Raw genomic sequence first — 23,459 nt, forward strand, 5'->3', positions numbered from 1 at the left:
GTACGGCTCAGGTGGCAAAGATCAGCCCTACGTCCATGCCGGCCGGGCTGTACTCTTCCAGGCGGGCGCGCAAATTGGCCTCCCGCTGGGGTTGGAACAAGTCGTGGAAGGCGCCCATTTCCGATTCGTCCTCGGCGCCGCGCTTGATTTCTTCGGCACAGGACACGGCCAGCTGGCCATAGCCGGGACTGCCGTAGCGGCGGCTGGTGAATTGCGGCCGCAAGCGCAGCAGCTCGCCGGCGACGGCCGCATCCCGAGCCGGGCCGGCAGCGAGATCCTCCTGCGCGGCTTGCACCGCCAAATCGGGCTGGCAGTGGTAGCGGCGCGGCGTCCGGCAGCGGGGCGGCACGTAACAGAACCGCATGCAGCCCAGTTGGCGGCGGGCCACGTTGACGCAATCGTTGAAAACGCAGTTTTCCGCCAAGCCGATGGCGTGCACGTCGACCATGCCGAACACCGTGCTGCGCTTGATGTTCAGCACGGCGTGGGCCACGGCGTAGCCCGGCGCGCCGATGGCCTCCTTGTCCGGGGCGGTGGCGTCCAGGATGCTGTCGCTGATTTCCAGGGGCAGGGGATCGCTGCGGACTTCGTCTTGGTTGATCTGGACGGAGCCGAGGATGCTGTGCTCGATGCGCACCTTGGCCCGCACGCCGTACAGCTCCAGGCTGGGTTCGGCCGGCCGTTTCGGCTCGCAGTCGCAATCCAGCGCCCAGCCCGGCACCAGGGTGCAGTGGCGGATCACCACCTCGGCGCCGCAGGATTCCACGCCGGAAGCCGACGCCGTATCGCCGGCGCGGCCGGTGATCCGCACCGCCCGCCCGGTCACCAGCAGGCCGTCCAGGGTCAGGCGACTGCCTGCCGCCATCCCCACCGACAGGGCGTCGGGCAAGTCGGTCTGCCAATCCAGCAGCCGTATCACCGGCCGGGCGCGGTTGGCGGCGCGCAATTGCAAACTCTGTTCCGGCGCCAGCTCGATGGCCACCGGCTCCACATAGACGCCGCTGTCCGTCAGCTCGATGACCGCGCGCCGGGGCCGGTCCTGCGTCCACTGCTGCAAAGCCTCGCCGATGCGGGCATAGGCCTGGCCGCTGCCGACCCGGTAAAAGCTGGGGGCTACAGCCTGCGCAGAATCGGCCGCGGCGGCTTTCAGCGTGGGCGGATCGTACAGGGTGCGCGAATACTCGCCGCCGCCCAGGTCGCCGCTGAAGCCGTAGCGGTAAGCGACCCGCACGCCTTTCTTGGGCAACTGGCCGGGCGGGAAAGCAAAACGGCCCAGCAAAGGGTCGAGAGCGATATGGTTGGCGGGCGGCGCATAGCGCCAGTCGGACAAGTCCGCCGCAATGATTTGTTCGACCGGCACCGGGCTGCTGCCGTCCAGGCCGGCCCAGCCTTCCGCCCAGATGGCGAAGCTGCGGTTTTCGCCGTAAAACAGCGCCTTATCCCGCTCGAACGCCAGACGGCGCACCGGCACGGGCAAGTTGATCGCCTCGGCGATATGGGTCGGCTCGGTTTCCGGCTCCGGCCGGGTGAACAGCGGCGCATCCTGGCCCAAAACGCTGAAGGTGCAGCAGTGCGGGCCGGCGTTTTCCATGCAATAGGCCGGGGTGTGGCTGACGGTGTAGGTTTTCAAGCGCCAGACGAACACGCCCACCGACGGGATGTTGTAGCGTCCACGGCTGCGCGCCGAGTCGATGCGGCGCACGTCCACGCTATGGGCCAGCCGGTCGAACGGCCCGTCCAACAGCTCCAGCGCCTCCACGTTGCGCAAATCGCAGGTGCGCGCCCGTTCCATATGGCGGTGATCGAGGTTTTGGTGCCAGCCCAGCAGCTTGAAGAACTCCACCGCCCGCGCCGGCCAGCCCGCCACGTCGCCGGCCAGCACTTCCAGCAGGGACAGCGCCCCTTTGCGGCGGCGGTAGCGGATGGTATTGGCCACTTCCCGGCGCGGCACCAGCACCCGATTCAAGGCGCCGCTCTCCTGCTCCGCCGCCGTGTCGGCCACCGGCCGGTAGCCGATCAGATCGCCGATATAGGGCACGGCCCAGTCCTCGGCGGTTTCGATGAAAGCGTTGTCGCAAAGCCGGCCGATGTCGTCCTCGATCAGGTTGACCTGCTCGGCGATGACGCGCAGCAGGGCTTGCAGGGGATAGCCCTGTTCCGCGTCGCGCAAGCGGTAAATGGCCGGCAGCAGTTGGTAGAGCCGGTCGGTGCGGGTATCGGTGGTGACGGTGCTCATGGGCGGGCCTTCAGGAAATCCGATTCAAAGTGATGGTGTCCGGCACGGCGGCGGTGAATATCGCCAGCCGCGCCGGGCGCACGACGCCGGCGTAGAACTCCGCCACGCCCGCCTCCACCCGCCGCGCCGGGCCGGGCGGCGGCACGGGCCCCATGGGCGTGATCTGGCCGGAAAAGGCCTGGTCCAACAGCAGGCGGTTGAGCCGCACCAGCGCCATTCCCTGGGGCTGGGACACAACCAGCGCCAGGGTTTCGGCATCCAGCGGCACGCTGTAGAACAGGTTTGCGTCGTAGAGGGACACCCCCTGCAAAATCGCGTTCAGCTCGGCCACCAGGGCCGCTTGCAAGCAAAGGGGCTGGGATTGCGCCGCAGCCTCGTCGTTCAGCTTGTCGGCCAAGCCCTTGGAAAAACGGCCGAGCAGGTATTGCGCCACCGCATAGCCGCCCTCGTAGCCGTCGTCCACGAACACCTGCCGAAAAGCCGCCACGTCCGGGATGTCGCCGGGCCGCAGCAAGTAGGCGCCCAGGGCCGGCGTGACGATGACTTTCGCCGCCAGCGCCAATTCATCCAGGGTCAGCAGCCGGGGCGCTTGCAAGCAAAGATCCAGCCGCTTTTCCGGCAGGCCGCCGAAGGCATCCACGTCCACATACTCGACCCCCGCCACGCCTTGGATCAGGCTGACGATTTCGCACAGCTGCGCCGCCTGCCCCAGGGCGCGCTTTTGAAAGCCGAATTCGTTCAGCAAGGCGGCACGGATTTCCGTCACCACCGGCTCCCACCGGTAGCCCGCCGCCAGCTTGATGTTGGCGCTCAGCATCAGCGCCACCAGCTCCCGCATCTCCACCTGCACCGGCAGCCCCTCGTCGCCCAGCTGGTAGAGAGCCGCCAGCAGGTTGCGGTACAGGTCGGAATCGCGGTCGATGGGGATGTCGTCGGCGCCGGCGATGGTGATGTGCACCAGCTCGCGGCGGCCGTCGCTCAAGCGCCGCGCCGCCGCCTTGCCGATGCCGGCGAACGTGCGGGTGAAATCGGCGTAGTCCTGCACCGACACCAGCCGGTCCAGGGCCATCACCGCCAGGGGAGCGTTGTCCCGCGCCTGGTCGCGGCTTTCCTTGTCCGCCCCGCCCGAAGCGCGCAGGGGGTTGACGACACTTTTCACGCCCAGGGCGCGGGTTTGCAGCAGGCTGATCTGCTCGGCGCGAACATTGCCGCCCTTGCCGATGCCGCTGCGATACACCGCTTTGACGTTCTCCACCCCGGTCGGCAAGCGGGCACCTTCCTTGCCGTTGCCGAACACGACGCTGGTGTTGGCGTTGTCGTCGGTCTTGCTGACGAAGCGGCGCTCCTTCGGACCGGCCAGCGCCAGGGTGTCCGCTTCCCGCCACTCCACGTCGTTGACGTAGATTTTCAGCGTGCTTTCCACGCCGGTTGGATTAGCGGCCGATACGAAGGTGACCGGCGGCTGTTTCAGCGTGAACGTTTGCAAGGCCTGGGCGCCGTCGCCGCTGCCCAGGGTTTCTTGGCGGGTTTCGCCGTGGGTGGCCTTGACCACGTTGGCGTAGATGGTGAGGGTGTCGCGCTTATAGCGGTAGGCCGGCGGCGTCGCCAGGGTCAGCGTGGTGTGGGTCTGGTCGCCGGGCAGGGCGGCATCGTAGCCGTGCTTCAGGGCGGACACCATCAGCAGCTCGCTGGATTTGACGCCGCTGACGCCGGGAATATCGTCCCGCTCACCGGAAAAAATCACCCAACGGCCGGACTTCAATTCCCGGTACAAGCCGGCCAGCTCGATTTCGGCCTTCCCGTCGTCGCCGACGGCGTCTTGGGCCGGGATGCTGGCCGGCATGGGCTGTTCCGCCAGGCTGAGCGCCTCGCTCTGGGCATACACCAGAGTGCCGCGCAGCGTGCTCATGGAGTCGCTCGCCCCCTTCCACCAATCTTGATTCAAGCTGAGCTGGGTAGTCTTGCCGCTGATGCCGTAGGCGCTGCGCTGGGTGGTTTGCGTGGCCGTCACGGCACGCAGCATCCGGGTCGGGCCACTGCTTTCCTGGATTTGCACCATGGCATAGCTGTCCGGCAGCACCGCGTCGTAGGCTTGGTCCAAAAACAGCGCGTCGCTTTGCTCGTCGCCGGCCACAGTGGGCCATTCCTCCCAGGACGATGGCGGATCCTGCTTCAATGGATTTCCGGAAAACGTCGCGCGTTTGGCGATGTTCGCGCCGAACAGCGGCGCGTTGATGCGCAGGGCATAAACCGCTTTTAGATGGGCCGCAGCGGCGTTGACGTTGGCGTTGGCCCAGGCGGCGTAGTAGCTGTCCTTGATTTGCGGCGCGAAATTGACCAGCAGTTGCGGATGGGCGTCCGAGCCTTTGGCGAAGGACCGGCTCAGGCTACGAGCCAGCGCCAGGCTGTTGGCCGCTTGCGCGTTGGGGCCCAGCAGCAAGCCCTCCACAAACAACGAAGGATCCGTCGCCTCGGCACCGGACGCCGCCCCATGGAGCTGTTTGGCGATATTGCCGATTTCGGCGACAAATGCGTCGATGATCGCCTTTACCTCGGGATCGACGGGGATGGACACCGCCGTGGCGACCAGTGCGCCATCGGCTTTGGACGGCAAAGCAATGCCCTGGCTGACGAGCAGTTGCTTCAACCAATCGGGCAGGGCAGTCACGCCGAGATAAATATTGGACAGCAGCTTTTGCAAAGCCGCTATTCGCGGCTCGGCTTGTGGATGCGTGGAAGGCGACAAGGCGCTCAGGGCCTGGATGGCCTGGACCAGCGCCGGCACGATGGCCAGCAACAGGGGCGGCACCGGCTGCAACCGGATCAAGCTGTAATTGTCCGCATGTTCCGCCTCCACTTGCGCCACCGTGCGCACGGCCGCCTGTTCGGCCTGGTCGTCGAACTGCAACAGCAGTTGGTCGCCGGCCTTGAGATTGGTAGCGGTCCCGGCCAGGTACAGGCTGTCGGTGGCCAGCACGTTGGCGTAGGTGATGTTTTGCGGCTTGGTCAGCCGCACTTGCAGGTTGTTCCAAGCGGCGCGCGCTTCCAGCGTTTCGCTGGTTTCGAAGGACTGGGGCAGTTCGTCCGGGCCGGGAATGCTCTGGGAACGGGCTCCGGCGGGGATTTCCACCGGATCGGTTTGATTGTCGTCCAGGGTGTAGGCCAGATACACGCTGGCAGCCACGCCGGGGCGCAGCTTGTATCCCACCAGCTTGGCCAGCTCCAGCACGGAGCGGCGCTCCGTGGCGGTGCGCAAATAGGCCTCGTTGGCGATGCGCTCCTGGTAGAACGTCAGCACGTCCGTCACGCTGGCCCAGCCGTCCAGCAGGGCGATGGCCGGATCGCCGCCGTCGCGGGCGGTGAGTCCGCTCAAAGGCAGGAAGGTTTCCAACGTCTGGCCGTCCGCTCCCGGCGCTTCCACGGACAGATCGGCCAGGCGCGCTTTCATGGTTTGCAGGAAAGCGCCGTGGGTGCCGACGCGATAACGCAGCGCGTCCAACCCGCGCCGGTTGGCGGTAGGCATGGGCGTCAGCTTGCGGCTGCCTTCGCAGCAGCCGCAGGACTCGGTGGTGCAACCGCAGGTGTTTCCGCTCATGTCATAGTCCTCCGAACAGGCGGATGTCCAGCTTGCCCCGTTCCGGATAGCTGGGATCATTGTCGAGCTGGGCGATTTCGTGGCCGGCCAAGGGCAGCAGGCCGTTTTCGATTTCCCGGTTGGGCGTTTCGAACAGGCGCTGCAAGCGCGTCACCTTGACGCAATCGACCCCCGCCACGGCGCGGGCGGCGACGACGATGCGGCTGACGTAAATGCTTGCGCCGAAAGTCAGGCTATCGGGATGGAAAAAGCCGCGCCGGCCGCCCGCCAACAGCCGGTTGCCGAACGCGTCCAGCAGCGCCGCCTTGACGTGGCCGCGCTGGTAATGGGGCTGCACGCAGACTTCCAATTGCAAATCCAGCGGCACATAACGGGCCGGCATGACGTGCAGGTCGTGGCCCATGCGGCGGTAGCGGTGCAGGTAGCCGGCGATGTCGTCCAACAACGCCGCGTCGGCGCCCTCCTGGCCCATGGGATCGACAGCCACGTCCGCTTCGTACCAACTGCCGGTCCACGCCAGCGCCGCCGCCGCGCGCTGCACTTTGGCGCGGCTGTGCGGGCTGCGCTCGGCCAGCAGGCGGTAGTCGTCGGCGACGATGGCGCGCTCCAGCCTCTTGCGGAACAGGTGGGGGGCATACAACTTGGCTTCCGCCATGGGTTCCGGCTCGCGGCCGCCCGCGGCGGGCAGGGGATTGCGCACGGCGATGTCGACGCCGTCCAGGCTGGCGTTGTCCAGCACCAGCCGGGAAATGGCTACGGCGCCCACATTGCCCCGCGCGCCGTTGCCGACACGGTAAAGGGCGAAAAACACCGCGCCGGCCGGCGGCAGGCTGCCCAGCTCGCCGTCGCCGAAGCGCAGTTGCGCCAGCCCGTCGTTGTCGATTTCGGCGACGAAATGGCGGTCGTCAGGGCCGCTTTCCAGCAAATCGTAGCGCGGCGTCCAGCATAGTGCGGCCATGTCGCCCTTGGGAAAGCGCAGCAACGCGTCGCCGGCCGGGCCGATTTCGACGGTGAATTGGCGCTCGCCGCCGCCGTCCTCCATCAGGTCGTAACGCCGTTCCCAGGCGTCGCCCGGCACCGACACCAACCGCAACTGCGGTAACGCCGCGGCTTCGTCGTCCTCCGGCGCAGCCATCAAACCGGCCGCCGACACAAAACATCCGGCCCGCTCCAACGGCAGAGGCAAACTGAACGTCAGCGGCGCTTTCGCCAGGGCGGCGCGGAAGCGCCCCGCCACCGTGCTGCCGTCGCCGGGATGGCCTTCGCACAGGCAGTCCGCCTCGGTGTGCAGCATCGGCACTTGGCCGAGCCATTCGCAATCCAGGCTCCTGCCGTGGTCCACCAGGATGGCGTTGCCGCGCGCCACGCTGACGTTGTCCAGGTAACGGCAGTCCGGCGCCGTGCCCAGGGCGGAAATGCAGAAAGGGAAAGGCAGTTGGTCTTCCTCGCTCCAGCGAATTTCCACGTAAGGCGTCGGCCGGCCCTGGGCCGTCGGAATGGCGGCATCGACGCCCCGCTCCAAGCCGGTCAAACGCACGGCGTGGCGGCGGGTGGGATCGGCGTCCTGCGGCAGGCCGGTGACTGCGCCGCGCACTTCCTCGAAAATCAGCACGTCGCCCGGCTTGAGCGCGTCCAGCCAACGGCCCGATTCGCCGACCCAACCGTCCAGCAGGGTGGCGGAGGTGGCGCCTCGCTCCAGGCAGCACTCCCGTAAACCCCAAGTGTAAAAATGGATTTCGTTGTGGGCGCTGTACAGGGCAATGGCGGCGCCCCCGCTCGGCAAAGGTTCAAACACTTCGTAGTCCCGCGCCGGCACATCGCGCAGCTTGTCCCAGTCCAGCACGGTTTGCTGCGCCGCCAGACCGTCGTTGAGGCCGGTGATGAACGCCAGCCCGGCCCGGTCCAGCGTCAGGTCCGATCCCACCGCCACGCACACCCAGGCGCGGGCGTTGCGGCCTTCGTCCAGCTTGTAGTCCACCAAGCGGACATGGCGGCGGACGGAAATGCGCTGACGGGCGGTGTCCAGGTAGGCTTCGGTGGCGACGGCGTCCTGGTAGTAGCTGAGGTAGTCGCCGGTGTAGGCCAGCACTTCTGCCAGGGCCACGCCCAGATCGGGCACGTGGCGTTCGCGCCAATCGGGCAGCAGCAGGGCCAGCCGGTCGAAAATCAGTTGGCGGAAGCTGGCATAGTCCTTGGCCAGGTAGTTGAGTTCCGGCTCTTCCAGCGCCGGCGGCTGGCATTGGCAGGGCGGCACGCAATCCAACTCGGACGGGCAGGAGACTTTGAAGGAAAAATCGGCGTGGTCGTAGCGGGGATCGATGTTTTCCACGCCCACCAGCCGCAAGGTATAGGTGGAAAAATCGCCGTATTTGTCCAGCTGCACCACCAGGTAATCGTCTTTTTCCGGGTCGCTTTCCACCACCGGGTCCACGTCGGTGATGGTTATGCCGGTGATGCGGCGGCCGCCCTCCACGCGCAGGTAGCGCTCGATGCCCGGCTGGTTCTCCCGCAGCTCCGGCGGCAGCTTGCCGAGGAAATACGCCGTCAAAGTGCGCTGGTCGCAGCTCACCTCCACATAGTCGAGGCCGTTCCACCCATTCATGCGCCGTACCGCTTCGCGGCGCCCGTCCTGCTGGCAACACAATTCCATAAGTCCTCCGGCCTAAACGCTGCGGGTAAAACTCGCCGTCTGCTCTTCGCCGCTGCGGCGAATGGCGTAGCGCATGTCGATGGTCAAGGCGGAATCCAGCGCCCGCACCTCCAGGGCGCGCAGCTCGATCACGTCGCCCAGCCAGCGCTGCACGGCGGCTTGCAGGGTGAACTGCACGGTGGCCGCCAGCTCCGGGCTGTTGGGCGCGAACACCAATTGCAGCAGGCCGCTGCCGAAGTCGGGGCGGTTCACCCGCTCGCCGGGGCTGGTGAAGATCAACTGCTCAATCAGGTCGCGGATGTGGCCGCTTTCGTCGCAGGCGGCGGTGCGGCCGCGGCTGTCGAAATGCAAGGGGAAATCGATGTCCATAGGCTTAGCTTCCAATCACGCGGGTCTGCACGGTGCTGACCATGGGCGGTCCCTGGGGGATTTGCTCGGCACTCTGGCACAGGCCAGGGCCGGCCCCCGGCGCCGGCAGCAAAGCCACCGGCTGGCCGCCCACCAGGAAGCGGGTGGAAGGCATCAGCCACTTCACCGTCACGCAGGGCTGCGGCTTGGTGCCGGCGCCGACGGGAATCTGGAACGGGCAACCGGCGACGGTTATCACGCCGGCCATGGTCGCCACGGGCTGGCCGCTGACCAGCACCCGCGGCTGGGACGGGGCGATGGTGGCCGGCGCGCCGTGGGTGCACTGCGCCACCGCGTTCACATGCAACAAAAATCCGGGCATTCCCTACCTCCTATTTGACGATGGTGAGCGCGCCGCCGTTGAAATCGATGGACGGCCCGACCAGGGTGATCATGGCGCCCTTGCCGTTCTGGATATAGATGCCCGTGTCGTTGACGATGAGCGTGGCGCCGGTGGTGCTTTTCAGCATGATGCCGCCGGTGGGACCGGGCAGGTCGCTGATGGCCACAGTGTTTTGCCCGGCCGTCTGCATGACGATGCTGGGCGATATGGGCAGGCCGGCGAAAGCGAGGGTCGGTGCATCGCCGGTGGCGAAGCGGCAGCCGGTCCAGATGGGTTTTCCCGGATTGCCCTGCTCGAACTCCACCCACACCCCCGCGCCGATGGGCGGCACCATGTAGACCCCCATGGGCGCGCCGGTGGGGCCAGCCAGGGGAGCGCAGGCCTCGCACCAACTGGAGGGCACCGGCCCCAGCACGTCCGGCACCATGCACATGATGCGTCCGCGCAGTTCCGGGTCGATGTTCTGCACCACGGTACCGCGGTATTTACCCCAGAATTTGCCGTCGGAATCGCTCATACCGGCACCTTCGGTGTATTGGAAATCAGCCCGTCGCGGCTGAGCTGGAAGCTTTGCTTGTATTCGCCGCGCTTGATGTTGTGGGTAACGCTGTTGACGTAGTAGAGACCGTCGTAGGCCAGACCGGCGCCGCGCACCCCCACCATCATGCGCGAACGCAGCACCTGGCCGTAGCGCAGTACGTCCAGGGAGCCGGAAACGCTGATGGCGTCGGACGCCTCGAACATCATGCCGAGAATCTTCTGCGCCGCCTTGAGGGGATTCTGCGAGGCGCCGTCCTTGGCGAATTCGATTTTGGCCGGCGGCGTCAGCCGGGCGCCCATGGGCGGGCGCAGAATGCTGATGTCGGGAACGGGAATGGGGATCGGTATCTTGTGAGTCACCGGGTCCATGATGGTGAAAACCACCACCTTTTTCGCCAGCCCGTCCAGACTGAAGCTGAGCGACTCCACATTGGTATGGGCATCCATGTTGACGTTGAGCGCCGGCTGCGGAACCGGAATACGGATGTCCGGCCCGAAATAGGCGATGCTCTGGCCGGGCGCCGGCCCCGGCTCCACGTAGAACACGTAGCCGGCGTCCTGGGCAAGGCGCCGGATATAGCCCCGGTCGGTGCCGTTCATATGGGTCGGGATTTCGTTGGTGGGGATCGGCACATCCGGCGGTATGGGCGGGATGACGATGGGCACGATGCCGAACACCGCATACTTGGCCAATATGACGTAAATCCGCGCCACCTCCGGCATGGCGGGATAGCGCATGAACGGCATTTCCAGAATGTCCATCAGCACGCTCAAATCCTCGCCGGTGATGGTGAGGGTCGATTGCCCCGGCTCGTTGCTGGGGGCGAGCTCCTGGCGGGTGACGATGCCGTCCATCAACACATTGGGAAAGCCGTTCACCGTCGCCACGATGACGACCCGCGTCACCATGGGATCGAAATAACCCGCCGGCAGCATACTGGTCAGCAGCGGCGAGTTCTTACTGACGGCAAAGCCGATCTGGAAACCGCTGCGGTCCTTGGAGCTGGTCACCTGCACGCTTTGCAGCGCGTTCATCACCGACTCCGGCGCCGGCACGGGCACCGCCGGGCCGATGAGCAGCGTGAGGTGGACGCCTTTAAGCATTGGGCATGCCCGGTATGCCTTCCGGCAGGGTGATGCGGAGCCGCCGCCCGGCGGTCTCCGTCAAAGCCTGCGGACGCATGGCGCCGTTGGCGTCGGCGATGCGCCAGAAAGCCTCGGGGTCGCCCAAATATTTCGCCGCGACCTGGTCCAGGCGCTCGCCTTCGTTCACGACATGCTCTTGCAGCAGGACAAAGCGTTCCGGCGCCGGCAGGAAACGGCGGCGCAGATAAACCCGCGTTTGGCCGTCCTCGCTTTGCAGGGTTGCGGTTTCGACGCCGTAGTAACGGCTGGTGGGAAGAAAGTTATAGGTGGTCATGGCCTGTCCTTATGGAATTCCCGTGATGCCCAAGGCCCCGAACGATCCGGCCCGGTTCTTCGCCGCCAACTGCTCCTTGGCCTGGAGATAGGCCATGAACAAGCTGCCGCCCTTGACGTCGAATCCCAGGTCGTCCACCGTCAGCACGCGCATGCCCAGGCTGATCTTGGCGCGGATGGGATTGAGCGAAGTGTCGAAAGCCTCTTCGGTGATGCTGAACTCGGTGATCCGCACCGGCGCGATGCGGTTGGGACCGAAAATGAACACCGTCAGCGGTGTTTGGGCCGGCAGGATTTCCAGCGAACCGGAAGCCGCCTCCGCATTGTTCGACGTCAAATGGGCGCTGCTGGGATAAACGATGACCTCCAACGCCGCCAGCAAGGGGTGCAGGCCCAATTGCACGGTCTGGCTGTCGGCCGTTTCCAATTGGTCGGTGGCATCGATTTCCGCGTCCAACTTGATGGTCTCCGTCGGCGGCCCCTTCAAACGCAACGCCTCGATGTGGTCGCCGCTTTCCTGCCCGACGCCTTTGATCTGTAAAGTGCGGCTGAGCGTGTCCGGGTTGTATTGCAGCGGAATGACGCTCAGCACCGTACCTGTCTGGGGCTCCAGCAAAGCGAGGCCGCCTTTGAGCAGACGGGGGGAGTTGGGGAAGGAGCTCATAGCGTTTACCTGTCGAAGTGGGCGTGAACGCGGTAATTGGCGCCGTCGAGAGACTCGCTGTTAACCAGCGGGCGAAACGGCGGTTTCCACTCCATCTGCACGATCAAGTCGTCCGCATCCGGCCAATCGGCATCGAAGACCTGCACCGACAACGGCGCAGCCATGGGCAAATAACCGGCGGGCGACAGCGTGAATGCGTAGGACTGCCCGTCGTTGAGCTTCACGGTTTTGGTGGTTTCGGTATGCCCCTTGGCGGCCACGCGGGAATAGACCTCGTCCGCACCCAGCCAATCCTCCGTTTTGACCACCTGCACGTCGATCATAATGGCGCGCTTGCCCAGGGCGTCTTCACAAGCGCTACGCGCCTTAACCAGGTTTTCCAGCACGCGGACGTCACCCTTGGCGGCATCGATGGCGGTGGTGAGCTGGCCGGACAGCGCGACGATCTCCGGCCCCTCCAGCGCCGGCGGGCGTTGCTGCAACTCCTCGCCGAAGGTGTCTCCGGCGGCCAGCAGGTCGGTGCGGATAGACTCGTCGTCGCCGGCCAATTGGCCGATAGCGCCGGCCAAATGGGTAATCACGCCGATTATTTCCGTTGCCGTCATCTTGGCTGGACGTTGGCGCAAATCGTCTTCGAGCGTTTGCCAGTCCGCCGTCAGGTCACGAATCATTTCGGCGTCGTCGCTGGGCAGCTTTTTGATGCGGCGGCTCACGCTGGCGATGCTGGTGAAAACCTCGGGCATGGCCATACTGGCCGGCTTGACCGAAACCGTGGGCTGATGTGCCGGCTGCTCATAAGTGGACGCTCCAAAAAAGTCGGCATTGCTTTCGTCGGGTTTCAGGGGCTGGTCCGCTTCGTCCGTCAGCACCCGATCCACCGTGTAGTTGGTCTTGTTGACTTCCAATTGGTAGAGAACGAGGCCTTTTGGCTGCGGCGTTCGGCTGACGATGCGCCAGGGGTACATGTCCGGACGCGCCATCTGTGGATCACCCCAAGTTTGGGCCTCGGCCAAGGCCTGCTGGTCGCTACCCGGCGGGGCGGTAACGCGAAACTTGTAGGGATTGAGCACGGTGCGTTTGGCGCCGCGGCCCAACAGCGCCTTCCATTTTTTTTCCGATAGGAAGGGGTACTTTGCGCGGAATTGGGCGAGCTGCTGCGCAGCGGTAAGATTGGCCACGCCGGGAATTTCCAGGTAATAAACCGCCAAGGCTTCTTCCGCCTTGATGACCTCCCGCCTGGCGTTCTTGGTCGAACTGTATTGCTGCTTATGGGTTGGGGCGGTCACTTGGCCTTCGCCGCCGAAAGCTTGATCCAGTTGATCGAGCATTGCCGTGCTGCGGCCGATGTTGCAGCCTTTGATATGAATGGTGGAATTGCGGTCGATCAGGCCAGCCGGCAGGGTGAACAGCCGCGGCTGCGTGGCCAGCGCGTTTTTCAACTGGGCGTAGGTGATATGGTGGGCGTTCTTGTCCCGGCTCGCCTCGTCGCCGGCCGTCAAGGGAAACGACAGGGTGCCGTCCTCGGCGGCATGGGACACCAGATAAATATTGCCGATGGCAACCTCGCGCGGGTTGAGCCCGCGCAGATAATCGAAGACGGACTCCAAATTGCGATGACTGGCATCGTCGATCAAAGCGTCGTTCTTCACCTGGCTGGAAAAATAATCGTGTGCCGCCGTGTAAAAGCGGTTGGCGTTACCGCGCCGGTCGGCGCCCATAATGAACACCAGGTTCAGCCGGCGGCGCGGCTTGCCCTGCGCCACGGGGGCCGGTGGCGCGGCTTTGCGGGCGACTTGCTGCAATGCGCTATAACGGTTGATGCTCGGCCGCGGCAGAGCCGGGTTGTTTGCCACCATCCAGTCGCCCATGGCATCCGCTTCGCGTTCCGGCGCGCCGTCGGCGGCGGCAACGAATCGCTTGAATTGTGCCGGTAACGGGCCGGCGAGCTGGGCAGCGATGGCCGGTGCGGGTTCTTCCGTCTGGTCCGGCGGTTGCGCAGGGACTTCTGCCCCGGCGGCAGCGGGCAGATCGACTTGCTCGGAGGCCACGTTCGGCGTGGCATCATCGTCTTTCTCTTGCCTGGCTTCGGACTCGTCGGCTGCAGGGTCCTTCAAGCGCTGCACGGCAGCATCGGGCGCTCCCTGCTGCTGCACCACATGGGTCAATTCATGGCTCAGCAGCTTAAGACCGGCCGGCGTTTTGGGCGTATAGCGGCCGGCACCGAAAACCACGTCACGGCCGGAAGTAAAAGCCAACGCATTGAGCGATTGCGCTGCTTGGGCGGCTTTGGCGTCCGCATGGATCCGCACCTGGCTGAAGTCCCGCCCGAACCTGGACTCGACCAAGGCCCGCGTCCCCCCATCCAGCGGTTGACCGGGGGAGTTCAAAACATCCGTCAGCGCTGCGACAGAAGCGTTGCCTGAAGCAGACGAGCTGTCCGCTTTACGTTGCACCACGGCTGTTTCGCTCGGCTGCCGCCGCAGCAAGGCTGCGTTGGCAGCAGAAGCCGTCGTTGCGTTTAGAGCGCTTGTGCTTTGGCTGGTGATGGCGGCGCGCATAACTTATGCCCTCGGCAATCCACTGCCGCGACACGTCGAAGATTTCCGTTTAGGGAAATACCGCTTTTTGTCGATGGTTCCAATCGCCATGGTTAGCCGTGCAAGTAATATCACGATCAGCGATGCCTCTTAGCCGCCCTAGCCTTGATGTCTTCCTGGATCAGGCGGCGCAACTCGCCTTCGGTTTGCACCATTTTTTCCCACACCTCCTTCCCGTAAGCCCGTAACCCTTCCCTCCAATTCGCCCAGCGCCGGCTGCCTTTGGAAGAGTTGAGTACCTTTTCCATCAACCGCAAATTGTCCACACGGCTGAGAACCGCCTGCTGGTCGTCCCAAAACAGGTCGTTGTAACGCTCGAATTCGACGATTTCTTCGATGGGTACGATATGGTCGATGCTGGGTTCCTGGGCTTTCTTCCCGGACATTTCGTCCAGGCCCCGAGCTCTACGGATCACCTCCTTGGCCGCTGCATCCGAAAACGAGTAAGCGCGGGCTTTTTGGTAAGGACTAACTTCCAGTTCGGCGAGCTGTTTCTGTAGCTCGGTCCCCTCTTTCGCAGCATTTTCCGCCTCTTTGGCCAGTTGGGCTTTCTGACGGTCCAATGCCGTCCTTTCCTCCGGGGCCAAACGCTGTTTGCCGCGTTGCACCGCCTCCTGAATCTCGCTGTAAATCTGGGTTTTAAGCGCTTGGTTGTCGGCGATTTGCGACAAAACACGGTTTTTGGCGGCAACCTTGGGATCTATAGCCACCGGCTTAGCGGCAGGTTCAGCCGATGCGGTTTTTTCGGCGGCAGAAGGTTTTTCCGCCGCTGCGGCGGGCTCCTCGTTGGCGGCGACCTTTTTCGCTTCGGCCAGCAATTCGCCAGGAGAGGAGGGCTTTTTCTTGGCCACTGCATCTGCGGCAGCGAGTTTTTTACCGGGCAAGTTCTTAGCTGGCTTGCCGGCCGCTTCCATGACAGGCCCTTTTGCGGGGGCGCCCTTGCCAGGGGCTCCAACGCCTCCCCTAGGCGCACTGGCACCGCCTGAAGTCCCCTCCATCATCATGATGTTTCCCGGAACTTGCTCAACCGGCATGCGGATCACCATACCGCCCTCCGTCACGTAATCCGCCGTAGCGGGCGTGTCCAACAAGGTGGTTTTGATTTTGCCGCCGCCTTTCTGCATGACCTCCAACAATCCGGGGGAACGGGGCCCCGGCGGCTTGAGATTGGCCGCTTTGCCGGCTTTGTGGAACAGTATCGCCAGGATGATGTCGACGCCGGCCTTGCTGACCGCTGTGGCCAACAATTCGGCGGCTTGATCGAGATCCTGTTCCGAAGTCGCGCCGGAGGCTTTTTTGGAAAAGGCGATGAGCAGTTTGACAATGTCGATGGCCTCACGCCCGACCATCAATACGGTGGCGGCAATCAATCCCCCAACGATGATGTCGGCGACCCACCCCACCGGCGTGGTCTGTGAAACGACGTAAGCGGCAGTAAACCCAACCATCATCGCGATGGCCTCGGGGGTCAGCAGCTCTTTGAGCCGCTCCCAACCCTGACCGGGCAGTTTGCGGAAAGACCGGGTGATGGACTCGAAGATTTTGGCGCCCGTGGACATTTTTAATATGGGGTTTTCCTCTTCGCCGACGTCGAATTTGGCTCGTTCCTCGGGGAAGCGCGTTACCCACGCGACATACAGCGCTTGCCGCAGTTGCTCCAACTTCATCTCACCGTATTGCTCCGCTTGGCGCGAGCTCATCATCAGCGCCTGCAACTGGCTCTTGTCTATCTGCGCGAGGGTAGTTTCCAGCTCCTTGGCCGGCAAATCCTTGAGTACGCGATAGGCTTTGGCAGTGGACCATTTCTCGACGATCTTCCCGCCATCCCCCTGCGGCAAGGATTGGTTGGCCGGCTCAAAATACGTGTGCACACGAGTGGCCGCCCCGCCGGGCAAAGCCGGCAAAATGGCGCGGATCAGTGCGCGCTGGTCCTCGGGTAACGCGGCTTTATCCATGGCGTCGTCTAGCGCGTCCAACTTGCCGGTGGTAACGCCATTGCGGCTCATGTGCACAGCGCCGATAGCAGCCGCCATCCGGTTCTTGCTTGCCTCCCCGAGCGGGTTGGCGGCATCGATATGCAGCATCAGCGATTCAAGGTTCGCGTCCTGCACATCTTTGAGCGTCTTCAACATCGCCGCCATCGACATGCCGTTGAGCTCCTGCAATACCGCGCCGAACAGCCCCTTCTGTATTCGTTGCGCGATCGAATCGGCCGGAACTTTACCCTTGGCGGCAGCGGCGGTAGGGCCAGGGTTGCTGGGCGCCTCGACAGTGGTGCGCAGCCCTAGCAACTCCAACAATTCGGCGCGCAACGATTCGTCGGCGATTTGAGCCCGGAAATACTGGCCCAAAGCGTCCTTGCTTTTCGGTGCAAGCCGCTTCGCCAATCCATTCCGTAAGTTCTCAGGGACGCTTTTGAACAAGGCGCGCAGGCTTTGCTGCCAAGCATCCTGGCTGGCGGCGTCGTTACCTTTGGGCTTGGCTTTCAGGCGTTGCAGTATTTTTTCATCGAAGGTCGCCGGCTCTTTCTCGGAGCGAGCAAGGTATGCTCCGCATGCCCACCCCACGCTGGCTGCCTGTCCGGCAACCACGCGCTGCGCCAACCGATCCGCTTCCGCTTCGGCGGGGTCGTTGGCGTCACCGATACGTAAACATGGCGCTACTGCGGGTGCGGTAAAGCGTTGCTGGATTACATGAGCCAACTCGTGCGCCATTAGGCGCCGCCCTTCCGCTGTATTGGGCGCATATTGACCGGAATCGAACACCACGTTTTTGCCTACCGTATAGGCCAAAGCGTTGACCGCTTGTGCCGATTCCGCCGCTTTTCCATCCGTATGGACACGCACATCGCTGAAATCCTGCGCGTACCGGGATTCCATGTAAACGCGGGTCGCAGCGTCCAGCGGCTGACCAGGCGAGTTCAAGACCTCATACACGCTGGATGGAACGACTATCGACGGATGTTGCGACATAGCCTTACGCTGCAACACACCGTGTTTACTCCCAAACGCCCCGCACTCGTCAGCCTCCAACGTGGGGTTACGGCACTCACTCTGGCGTTGCAAAACGCTGGATTTCACCGACGCCGATGGTGCGGCGGGTTGTAGCGCTAGCGAAGCCGACTTGCTCATGAGCCGATACCTCGATACAGCGCCCCGGCGATCTGCCGCCCCAGCGCGGAAGGGCTGCTACCGGCCTGGAACTGCATGGAAGGGCCGGCAAGGGACGGCATTGCACCACCGCCGGTGAGGGGGGAAGACAAACCGCCCTCGCTCAGCAGCCGGGCCAGCTCGGCTTCGACGGCAGCGTGCAGCAAGCGTTTCTGGCCGGGAGGAAGGTCGAGTCCCTCCAGTATCAGTCGCTCGATGTGCAGGTTGACGTTCACGGCCGACCCTTTACCGCATCCAGCAGCCGAAACTCGGCTTCGTTGACCGGCTTGTCCAGCTTGCGCATTTCGCTGCGCGCGGCATCGAGCATGAGGCCCATGGAAACCGGAAGGCCGGCCGCCGCCGCCTGGAAAGCCGCATTGAGCGCAACGCTGTGGATGTTGCCGCCGGTGAGGTTGAGGCGGGCCAGGCGGTCGAAATCCAGGGATTCCTGCGGCGTTTGCGGCGGCAGGGCTTTTTGCCAGATGAGTTTGCGTTCCTGAACGCCGGGGAATTGGAAATTGACGACGAAGCGCAATCGCCGCATGAAAGCGGTGTCCAGGGCGCTTTTCATGTTGGTGGCGAGAATGGCCAGGCCGCGGAAGGCTTCCATGCGTTGCAGCAGGTAGTTGATCTCGATGTTGGCGTAGCGGTCGTGGCTGTCCTTGACCTCGCTGCGCTTGCCGAACAGGGCGTCGGCTTCGTCGAAGAACAGGATGGCGCCGCCCTGCTCGGCGGCGTCGAACAGCTTGCGCAGATTCTTTTCCGTTTCGCCGATGTATTTGCTGACCACGGCGGAGAGATCAATGCGGTAGAGGTTCAGCCGCAGGTCGTTGGCGATCACTTCGGCCGCCATGGTTTTGCCGGTGCCGCTTTCGCCGGAAAACAGCGCGCTGATGCCGAAACCGCGGTTCATGCGGCTGGAGAACCCCCAATCTTCGTAAACCTTGTGCCTGCCGCGCACCTGTCCGGCGATTTGCCTCAGCAGCTTGGCGGATTCCTCGGGCAGCACCAGATCGTCCCAGATGGCTTTCGGCACGAGGGGCTGGGCCAGCGCATCCAAGCGCGGCCGCGTCAGCTCGCGGCAGCGGCTCCACAGATCGTCCGCCGGAGCACGGTTGCCCTGCTCGGCCTTGGCCGCGGCGGCCGCGGTTTGGATGTCGTGCAGGCTCAGATCGAATTGGCCGGCCAAGCGGTGGGCGGCCTCGTCGGCTTGCGCCGCCGGCACGGCGGGTTGTAGCAGGGCAAACCAAGCATCGCGCTGTTCGGCGGCCGTGGGCTTGTCCACGTTCACCGCAAAACTGGCGCTGCTTATCCTGAGCGGCGCGTCACGTACCCCTAGCAAAACCACCCCCGACTCCCGCGCCAGGAAACGCTGCACGGCGGCGCCTTCACCGGGTCCCGCGTCCAGGTTGTCGGCATCGATGTATAGCGCCACGGGCAGCAACAGGCTTTCCCGTTGCCATAGACGCGTCAGGGTTTCGTTGTCGGCCATGGCGGCCGGCAACTCCGCCGCAGCGGCGCGGTACAGCCTGCGTCCCAAGGCGGTGGCGATCCGGCCAGCGACGGCCAGCTTGCTGTCTCCGTCGCTTCCCACCAACTGCACCACCGGCAAAACGGATTCTGCCGCCGACTGCCGCAGGCGTTGCAGGACGGCATCCACCAGCGCTTGCTGGGAATCCGCCAGGGCGGCGGCGGCATCGGCCGGGCTGAGCAAAATGCCCAGCCGGTCGTCGAGGACGTTGAGACCCTTGATGAAATTGACGATGCGCTCGTCGGCCCGCAACGGACTGGCGATGAGCGGCGTGGCGCCGGGCTGGTTGATTTCCAGCAAACGGGCGTAACGCAGCGGCCGTTCCGCCGACAGGGCGTCCCAGGCCGGATCGTCAAATGCCGACAGGGCCAGGCCGAAAGTGGGGTAGTTGCGCCCCGCGCCGCCTTGGGCTTTGGCGCAAAGGTCGGCCAGAGCCGGGTCCAATTCCATGGCCGCGCACAGCAGTAAAGTGTCCCGCTCGAAGGCGGACAGGCGGAATTGCTGCGCCAGGAACAGCAGGGCCGGCTTGGGATCCACCGCGGCGGCTTTGTCTCGCTCCTCGGCGGCCTGTTTGAGCTGTTGCGCGGTGGGCGCGCCCTTGGTCTTGCCGGCGCTGGCCGACTTGCCCAAACCGAACAGGCCGGCAGCGCTTTGTTCCGCCGGTTTGGCCTCCGCCCCCGGCTGTTGCAGCTTCAAGCGCAGCCAATGCAGGGATGCCGCCAGGTAGCGGTTGTTGTTTTCCTGCCAGGTTGCGGCGCTCATGCGACCACCACCTTTTGTTGCGGATCGAAGTCGAATTTAGCCGGCGACCCGGTGAGCGTCACCGGCAAGCTGTCGATGCCTTCCACCCGCAGGCGCACCAGGTATTCGCCGGCCGCGACGCCGGGCAGGCTGAAGCTTAACGTGGTCGGTTGCTGGGGATCGGCGGGATTGGTCACGGCTGTCGGCGCGATTTCGTCCGATCCGAACAACAGCGTGGCGCGTTTTTCCTGTTCCGGCCGCAGGCGCGGCGTACAGGTCAGCTCCAGATCGAGATTGCCCGGCGCGGCATTGAGGGGAGACACGCTGATCAGCGGCGCCAGGGCGATAGGGACGCCGTTGGTGGTCCACGCTGGCGCGTCCGGCCGCGCCACGCGCAGGGACAGGCGATAAAAGCCGATGGCCCATTGGTGCATGGCGTCGGCGTCTTCGGCAACGGACGGCAGGTGGACCGACAGTCCGGTCGGTGAGGGGGCGGCTGTCGGAGACAGCTCTTGCAAAACCGCCGAGCGTTCGTTTTCCAGCAGCGCCGTCACCGTGCCGGGGCCGTCGAGATGGGCGCCGGCCACCGCCAAGTCGTCGCCCAAGCGCATTGCGGGCAGCAGATCGGAGGCGGCCGGATGCACGCCGCTGAGCGTCGGCGCCGGTGAGCCGAAAGCCACCGGGCCGCGGTCGTCCTGGCCGCGCTTGAGTACCGGTGGCGCCACTTTCGTGCCGGCGGTGCTTTGGATCAAGACCACCGAAGCCGTGTAGGCCATGGTCGGGCGGTAGCGGGCCTGCATCGCCGTCCACATTTTCGACAGTTCGTCCGCGTTCAGATACACCGGCGAAAGCTTGATGAGCTCCGCTTGGTCGGCCAGATCGTCGGCGGCAAGGCTGCCGAAGGGCGACGGCAGGATGGAGCCGTCCACCGGTGACACCCCGCCCAGCACGATGCGCAAGCGGTCCCGCGTCAGCACCGGTGTATCGTGCAGCAGTTGCATGGCATAGCCCAACAGGATTTCGGCGTTCATGTCCTTCGAGCCATAGGCGGTCAGCAAATAATGCAGGTCCAGCGACAGCGGCGGATTGGCGACGCGGTTTCCGGCCACGTCGCGGGCGGGCAGGCCCACGTTGCGCCAACCCAGGTTGGGGGTAACTTGATAAAGGAACAGGTTGAGCTGGTTGGGCTCGTTGCTGCCGGTTTCCACCCGGTCGGGCGGCATGGCGGTGACGGAAAAGCTCCCCACCGACGACAAGTCGTGGTTGAGCAAGCCGTCGTTGAGCAAATCCTTCAGCGCAGCGGTCACCGCCGCGATCGCCAGGGGGCCACTCATCGGCCACCTCCGCTACGGGATTTCAAATAGTCCTCCAGGCTCAGCTTAGGCGCGGCGGGACGAGCCGTGGGGGCGGCAGCCGGCTTGCCCGCCGTGGCGCGGATTTCCACCCGGCCGATGGTGACCTGGATGGTGGGGGGAGCGCTTGCCGCCGGGCGTTCCGGCGGCGACTGGCGACGCTGCGGGGAAGAAAGCGCCGCCCGTCTTGGTTGCGGCGGGCTGGGCGCGAAAGGCGGCGGCGTCGCCTTGCCTTCCGTTCCATCCCCTTCCGGCTGGGAAGGCCGCGCGCCCGAAGGTGCGCCAATGCTGGCATCCACTTGAACGGTGGGAACGGCAGAAGGCTTAGCCGCGCTGGTTGGCGCAGCCACGGAAGCGGGCGCGGCCTTTTCCACCTGACGCTCTTGGGCGGCGAACGGATTGATCGGCTGCAAACGCTCCACCGTGTGCTCCACGCGGGTTTCGACCACACGCAAGAGCGCGGGCGGGTTGGCGGCCACCGTTTGCGGCGCGGCGTTGCCAACGGCGCCCCGGTTGTCTGTGTCGATTTGGCGCCGAATCACGTGTGACATGGCTTCTTGGCGGGGCGCGCTTGGCTGCGGGGCTTGCGCGGGCTGTGCCGCAACGGGCTGCGACAGGGCGGAGGCAGCGGGCGGCTGCGGTTCCGCAAACCCAAGCGGCTGCGCCTGCGCATCCTCGCCATCGGGGAGCTGGGTGCCGCCCCACGGGGAAGCGTTCCAACCGGCGTCCTGCCGCGGCTCGAACAGCGACGGGCGGCGCCGCTGCAACGTCGGCGCCCGTTCCTGGGCGCAATCCAATAAATGGCTGAAGAAATCGGACACGGCGGCGCCCCCGTCACACCGGATTCGGACGCATCGGCGGACGTGATACGGCCATCGTTGCGATCGGGGAACTACCCGGGGCCACGGTATCCATTGCCTTAACCTCCCACCCTATCCAAATAAAAGCGCCGCCGCCGGCTACTCATCGCCAGGATGTCCCGCTCGCTCCAGCCATAGGCGGACGCCAGCGTGTGTACATCCAGCAGCAAGCGGGCGGCCCAATCCTCGATTTCGCCCCACAGGTAAGCCAGAATGTCGAAGGCCATGCTCCAGCGGTGCAAGCAGGCGGGGCAATCCAACGCCACCTGTACGTCCGCTTGCGGATCGGCCTGGGCCATGGCCTCCATCACGCCTTGCCGCACCGTCTCCGGCAAAGCCGCAATCTCGACCGAGCCGCCCTGGCGGCTTACGCTTTGCACGCAGCGCCCCAGCAACCGTTCGCGCTGGCCGCTGCCGGCCGCCGTTTCCGCAACGTCGAGCAAATCGGCGCTGGCGGGCGGAACAAACCGCACTTGGTGGCCGTCAATCTCCACACAATGGCTTTCGGCAAGTTCGGCGGCCGGTACACGGATTTCCTGGGCGCTGAAAGCCAGCTCCAGCTTTTCTCCGCATTGCGGACACGCCGCGACGGCTTCGAAACGGGGGCCGAACAAAGCCTCCCGCAACGTCAGCAACCGCCCGTCCCGCTGGCCCATGGTCAACCCGGCCAGCTCTTCCGGCGAAGCTTCTGGCCAGCCTGCGGACAGCAGGGTCAACGCCCTGCGCAAAGGCGCTTGCGCCGCCCCCCGCTCCCAGGCGTCAAGCAATGTTGCGGCGTTCAACACCATCACCGCCGGCACCGGCCTTATCCGATTTAAGCCGGTTCGGTGTAGCTCGGCTCGCTAGGCTCGGCCACTTCCGTGTCGCGGATCCAGCCTTCGTTTTCCAGCTTGATGTGCTGAATGGCGACGGCGTTGGCGTTGGCGTCCAGATCGGGCAGGGCCTGGAACTCCGACACCCAGCAGCGGAAGATCTTGTAAGCCATGGCCACCTGGCCGGCTTCGTTGTAGACCTTGACAATGATGTTCTTGCGGAAGTCCTTCAGCGACACCTCCGAGCCCAGCCCGGCGCCGAAGTTCCACACCTTGTTGGCCCATTGTTCGAAGTCCTTGTCGTGGGTCACGCCGCGTTCCAGGGTGATGGCCTCGTATTCCGTGCGGCCCGGCGATTTGCGGCTGCTGCTGGGATCGCCGCCGTCGCGGTGTTTCACCACCTCGGTGGTGCGTTTCAGGCTGCTGACTTTGCTGACGCCGGCCACCGCCGTGGTGCTGCCCTCGAAAAACACCTGGAATTTGAAGTTTTTGTAAGGGTCGAAGCGCTGGGTGTTTACAGTGAACTGTGCCATTGGCTTACTCCTGGCGAAATCCGTTTTTG

At 64.7% G+C, this 23,459-nt stretch carries 18 protein-coding genes; 1 reads left to right on the forward strand and 17 read right to left on the reverse strand.

The annotated features are described in order from the left end of the window. Positions 1-7: 7 nt before the first annotated feature. Genes K5607_RS17480 through K5607_RS17525 form a run of 10 tightly spaced genes read right to left on the reverse strand, consistent with a single transcriptional unit; the run spans position 8 to position 14,311 of the window. Complete coding sequence (locus tag K5607_RS17480; RefSeq protein WP_221047771.1) at positions 8-2,236, reverse strand: hypothetical protein; 2,229 nt, start codon at positions 2,234-2,236, stop codon at positions 8-10. A gap of 10 nt (positions 2,237-2,246) precedes the next feature. Then, positions 2,247-5,831 carry a putative baseplate assembly protein gene (locus K5607_RS17485; RefSeq protein WP_221047772.1) on the reverse strand — a complete coding sequence of 1,195 codons (3,585 nt, stop codon included), beginning with the start codon at positions 5,829-5,831 and terminating at the stop codon, positions 2,247-2,249. 1 nt (position 5,832) lies between these two features. Then, the gene (locus K5607_RS17490; RefSeq protein ID WP_221047773.1) at positions 5,833-8,481 is read right to left on the reverse strand and encodes a putative baseplate assembly protein; all 2,649 of its coding nucleotides are present in this window, start codon (positions 8,479-8,481) and stop codon (positions 5,833-5,835) included. Between the two features lie 12 nt (positions 8,482-8,493). Next, the gene (locus K5607_RS17495) at positions 8,494-8,850 is read right to left on the reverse strand and encodes a GPW/gp25 family protein (protein ID WP_054774879.1); all 357 of its coding nucleotides are present in this window, start codon (positions 8,848-8,850) and stop codon (positions 8,494-8,496) included. Positions 8,851-8,854: 4 nt separating this feature from the next. After that, complete coding sequence (locus K5607_RS17500) at positions 8,855-9,211, reverse strand: hypothetical protein (protein ID WP_221047774.1); 357 nt, start codon at positions 9,209-9,211, stop codon at positions 8,855-8,857. Positions 9,212-9,221: 10 nt separating this feature from the next. Further along, positions 9,222-9,749, reverse strand: coding sequence for a phage baseplate assembly protein V (locus tag K5607_RS17505; RefSeq protein WP_221047775.1), 528 nt, complete (start codon positions 9,747-9,749; stop codon positions 9,222-9,224). Beyond that, positions 9,746-10,876 (reverse strand): hypothetical protein, encoded by a 1,131-nt coding sequence (locus tag K5607_RS17510; protein WP_221047776.1) that lies wholly within the window; start codon positions 10,874-10,876, stop codon positions 9,746-9,748. The genes K5607_RS17505 and K5607_RS17510 overlap by 4 nt, the downstream gene beginning before the upstream one ends. After that, on the reverse strand, positions 10,869-11,192 hold the full coding sequence (locus K5607_RS17515; protein ID WP_054773473.1) for a LysM peptidoglycan-binding domain-containing protein: 324 nt from the start codon (positions 11,190-11,192) through the stop codon (positions 10,869-10,871). The genes K5607_RS17510 and K5607_RS17515 overlap by 8 nt, the downstream gene beginning before the upstream one ends. A 9-nt stretch (positions 11,193-11,201) precedes the next feature. Next, positions 11,202-11,855 carry a hypothetical protein gene (locus K5607_RS17520; RefSeq protein WP_054773472.1) on the reverse strand — a complete coding sequence of 218 codons (654 nt, stop codon included), beginning with the start codon at positions 11,853-11,855 and terminating at the stop codon, positions 11,202-11,204. 5 nt (positions 11,856-11,860) lie between these two features. Further along, complete coding sequence (locus tag K5607_RS17525; RefSeq protein WP_281427719.1) at positions 11,861-14,311, reverse strand: eCIS core domain-containing protein; 2,451 nt, start codon at positions 14,309-14,311, stop codon at positions 11,861-11,863. On the opposite strand from K5607_RS17525, the gene K5607_RS17530 reads away from it, so the two are divergent. After that, positions 14,271-14,546, forward strand: coding sequence for a hypothetical protein (locus K5607_RS17530; RefSeq protein WP_221047778.1), 276 nt, complete (start codon positions 14,271-14,273; stop codon positions 14,544-14,546). The genes K5607_RS17525 and K5607_RS17530 overlap by 41 nt on opposite strands. Here K5607_RS17530 and K5607_RS17535 read toward each other — a convergent pair. The 7 genes from K5607_RS17535 to K5607_RS17565 all read right to left on the reverse strand — a co-directional run bounded on the left by K5607_RS17535 (position 14,530) and on the right by K5607_RS17565 (position 23,430). Then, a complete protein-coding gene (locus K5607_RS17535) occupies positions 14,530-17,583 on the reverse strand; it encodes an eCIS core domain-containing protein (protein WP_082411488.1) in 3,054 nt (1,017 codons plus the stop codon). The two genes, K5607_RS17530 and K5607_RS17535, sit on opposite strands and share 17 nt — an antisense overlap. After that, on the reverse strand, positions 17,580-17,837 hold the full coding sequence (locus K5607_RS17540) for a hypothetical protein (RefSeq protein WP_054773468.1): 258 nt from the start codon (positions 17,835-17,837) through the stop codon (positions 17,580-17,582). The genes K5607_RS17535 and K5607_RS17540 overlap by 4 nt, the downstream gene beginning before the upstream one ends. Continuing rightward, positions 17,834-19,894 carry an ATP-binding protein gene (locus K5607_RS17545; protein WP_221047779.1) on the reverse strand — a complete coding sequence of 687 codons (2,061 nt, stop codon included), beginning with the start codon at positions 19,892-19,894 and terminating at the stop codon, positions 17,834-17,836. Before K5607_RS17545 ends, K5607_RS17540 begins: the two co-directional genes overlap by 4 nt. Next, on the reverse strand, positions 19,891-21,207 hold the full coding sequence (locus K5607_RS17550; protein ID WP_221047780.1) for a Pvc16 family protein: 1,317 nt from the start codon (positions 21,205-21,207) through the stop codon (positions 19,891-19,893). Before K5607_RS17550 ends, K5607_RS17545 begins: the two co-directional genes overlap by 4 nt. After that, complete coding sequence (locus K5607_RS17555) at positions 21,204-22,046, reverse strand: hypothetical protein (protein WP_221047781.1); 843 nt, start codon at positions 22,044-22,046, stop codon at positions 21,204-21,206. The genes K5607_RS17550 and K5607_RS17555 overlap by 4 nt, the downstream gene beginning before the upstream one ends. Before the next feature lie 98 nt (positions 22,047-22,144). After that, positions 22,145-22,867 carry a nucleotidyltransferase gene (locus tag K5607_RS17560; protein WP_221047782.1) on the reverse strand — a complete coding sequence of 241 codons (723 nt, stop codon included), beginning with the start codon at positions 22,865-22,867 and terminating at the stop codon, positions 22,145-22,147. 32 nt (positions 22,868-22,899) lie between these two features. Beyond that, on the reverse strand, positions 22,900-23,430 hold the full coding sequence (locus K5607_RS17565) for a phage tail protein (protein WP_054773504.1): 531 nt from the start codon (positions 23,428-23,430) through the stop codon (positions 22,900-22,902). Positions 23,431-23,459 lie beyond the last annotated feature (29 nt).

The organism is Methylogaea oryzae (assembly GCF_019669985.1).
Taxonomy (GTDB): Bacteria; Pseudomonadota; Gammaproteobacteria; order Methylococcales; family Methylococcaceae; genus Methylogaea; species Methylogaea oryzae.

Excerpts from the sequence above, each read along its gene's own strand:
- K5607_RS17480 (WP_221047771.1), bottom strand. The coding sequence starts at position 2,236 with ATGAGCACCGTCACCACCGATACCCGCACCGACCGGCTCTACCAACTG.
- K5607_RS17485 (WP_221047772.1), bottom strand. The coding sequence starts at position 5,831 with ATGAGCGGAAACACCTGCGGTTGCACCACCGAGTCCTGCGGCTGCTGC.
- K5607_RS17490 (WP_221047773.1), bottom strand. The coding sequence starts at position 8,481 with ATGGAATTGTGTTGCCAGCAGGACGGGCGCCGCGAAGCGGTACGGCGC.
- K5607_RS17495 (WP_054774879.1), bottom strand. The coding sequence starts at position 8,850 with ATGGACATCGATTTCCCCTTGCATTTCGACAGCCGCGGCCGCACCGCC.
- K5607_RS17500 (WP_221047774.1), bottom strand. The coding sequence starts at position 9,211 with ATGCCCGGATTTTTGTTGCATGTGAACGCGGTGGCGCAGTGCACCCAC.
- K5607_RS17505 (WP_221047775.1), bottom strand. The coding sequence starts at position 9,749 with ATGAGCGATTCCGACGGCAAATTCTGGGGTAAATACCGCGGTACCGTG.
- K5607_RS17510 (WP_221047776.1), bottom strand. The coding sequence starts at position 10,876 with ATGCTTAAAGGCGTCCACCTCACGCTGCTCATCGGCCCGGCGGTGCCC.
- K5607_RS17515 (WP_054773473.1), bottom strand. The coding sequence starts at position 11,192 with ATGACCACCTATAACTTTCTTCCCACCAGCCGTTACTACGGCGTCGAA.
- K5607_RS17520 (WP_054773472.1), bottom strand. The coding sequence starts at position 11,855 with ATGAGCTCCTTCCCCAACTCCCCCCGTCTGCTCAAAGGCGGCCTCGCT.
- K5607_RS17535 (WP_082411488.1), bottom strand. The coding sequence starts at position 17,583 with ATGAGCAAGTCGGCTTCGCTAGCGCTACAACCCGCCGCACCATCGGCG.
- K5607_RS17545 (WP_221047779.1), bottom strand. The coding sequence starts at position 19,894 with ATGAGCGCCGCAACCTGGCAGGAAAACAACAACCGCTACCTGGCGGCA.
- K5607_RS17550 (WP_221047780.1), bottom strand. The coding sequence starts at position 21,207 with ATGAGTGGCCCCCTGGCGATCGCGGCGGTGACCGCTGCGCTGAAGGAT.
- K5607_RS17565 (WP_054773504.1), bottom strand. The coding sequence starts at position 23,430 with ATGGCACAGTTCACTGTAAACACCCAGCGCTTCGACCCTTACAAAAAC.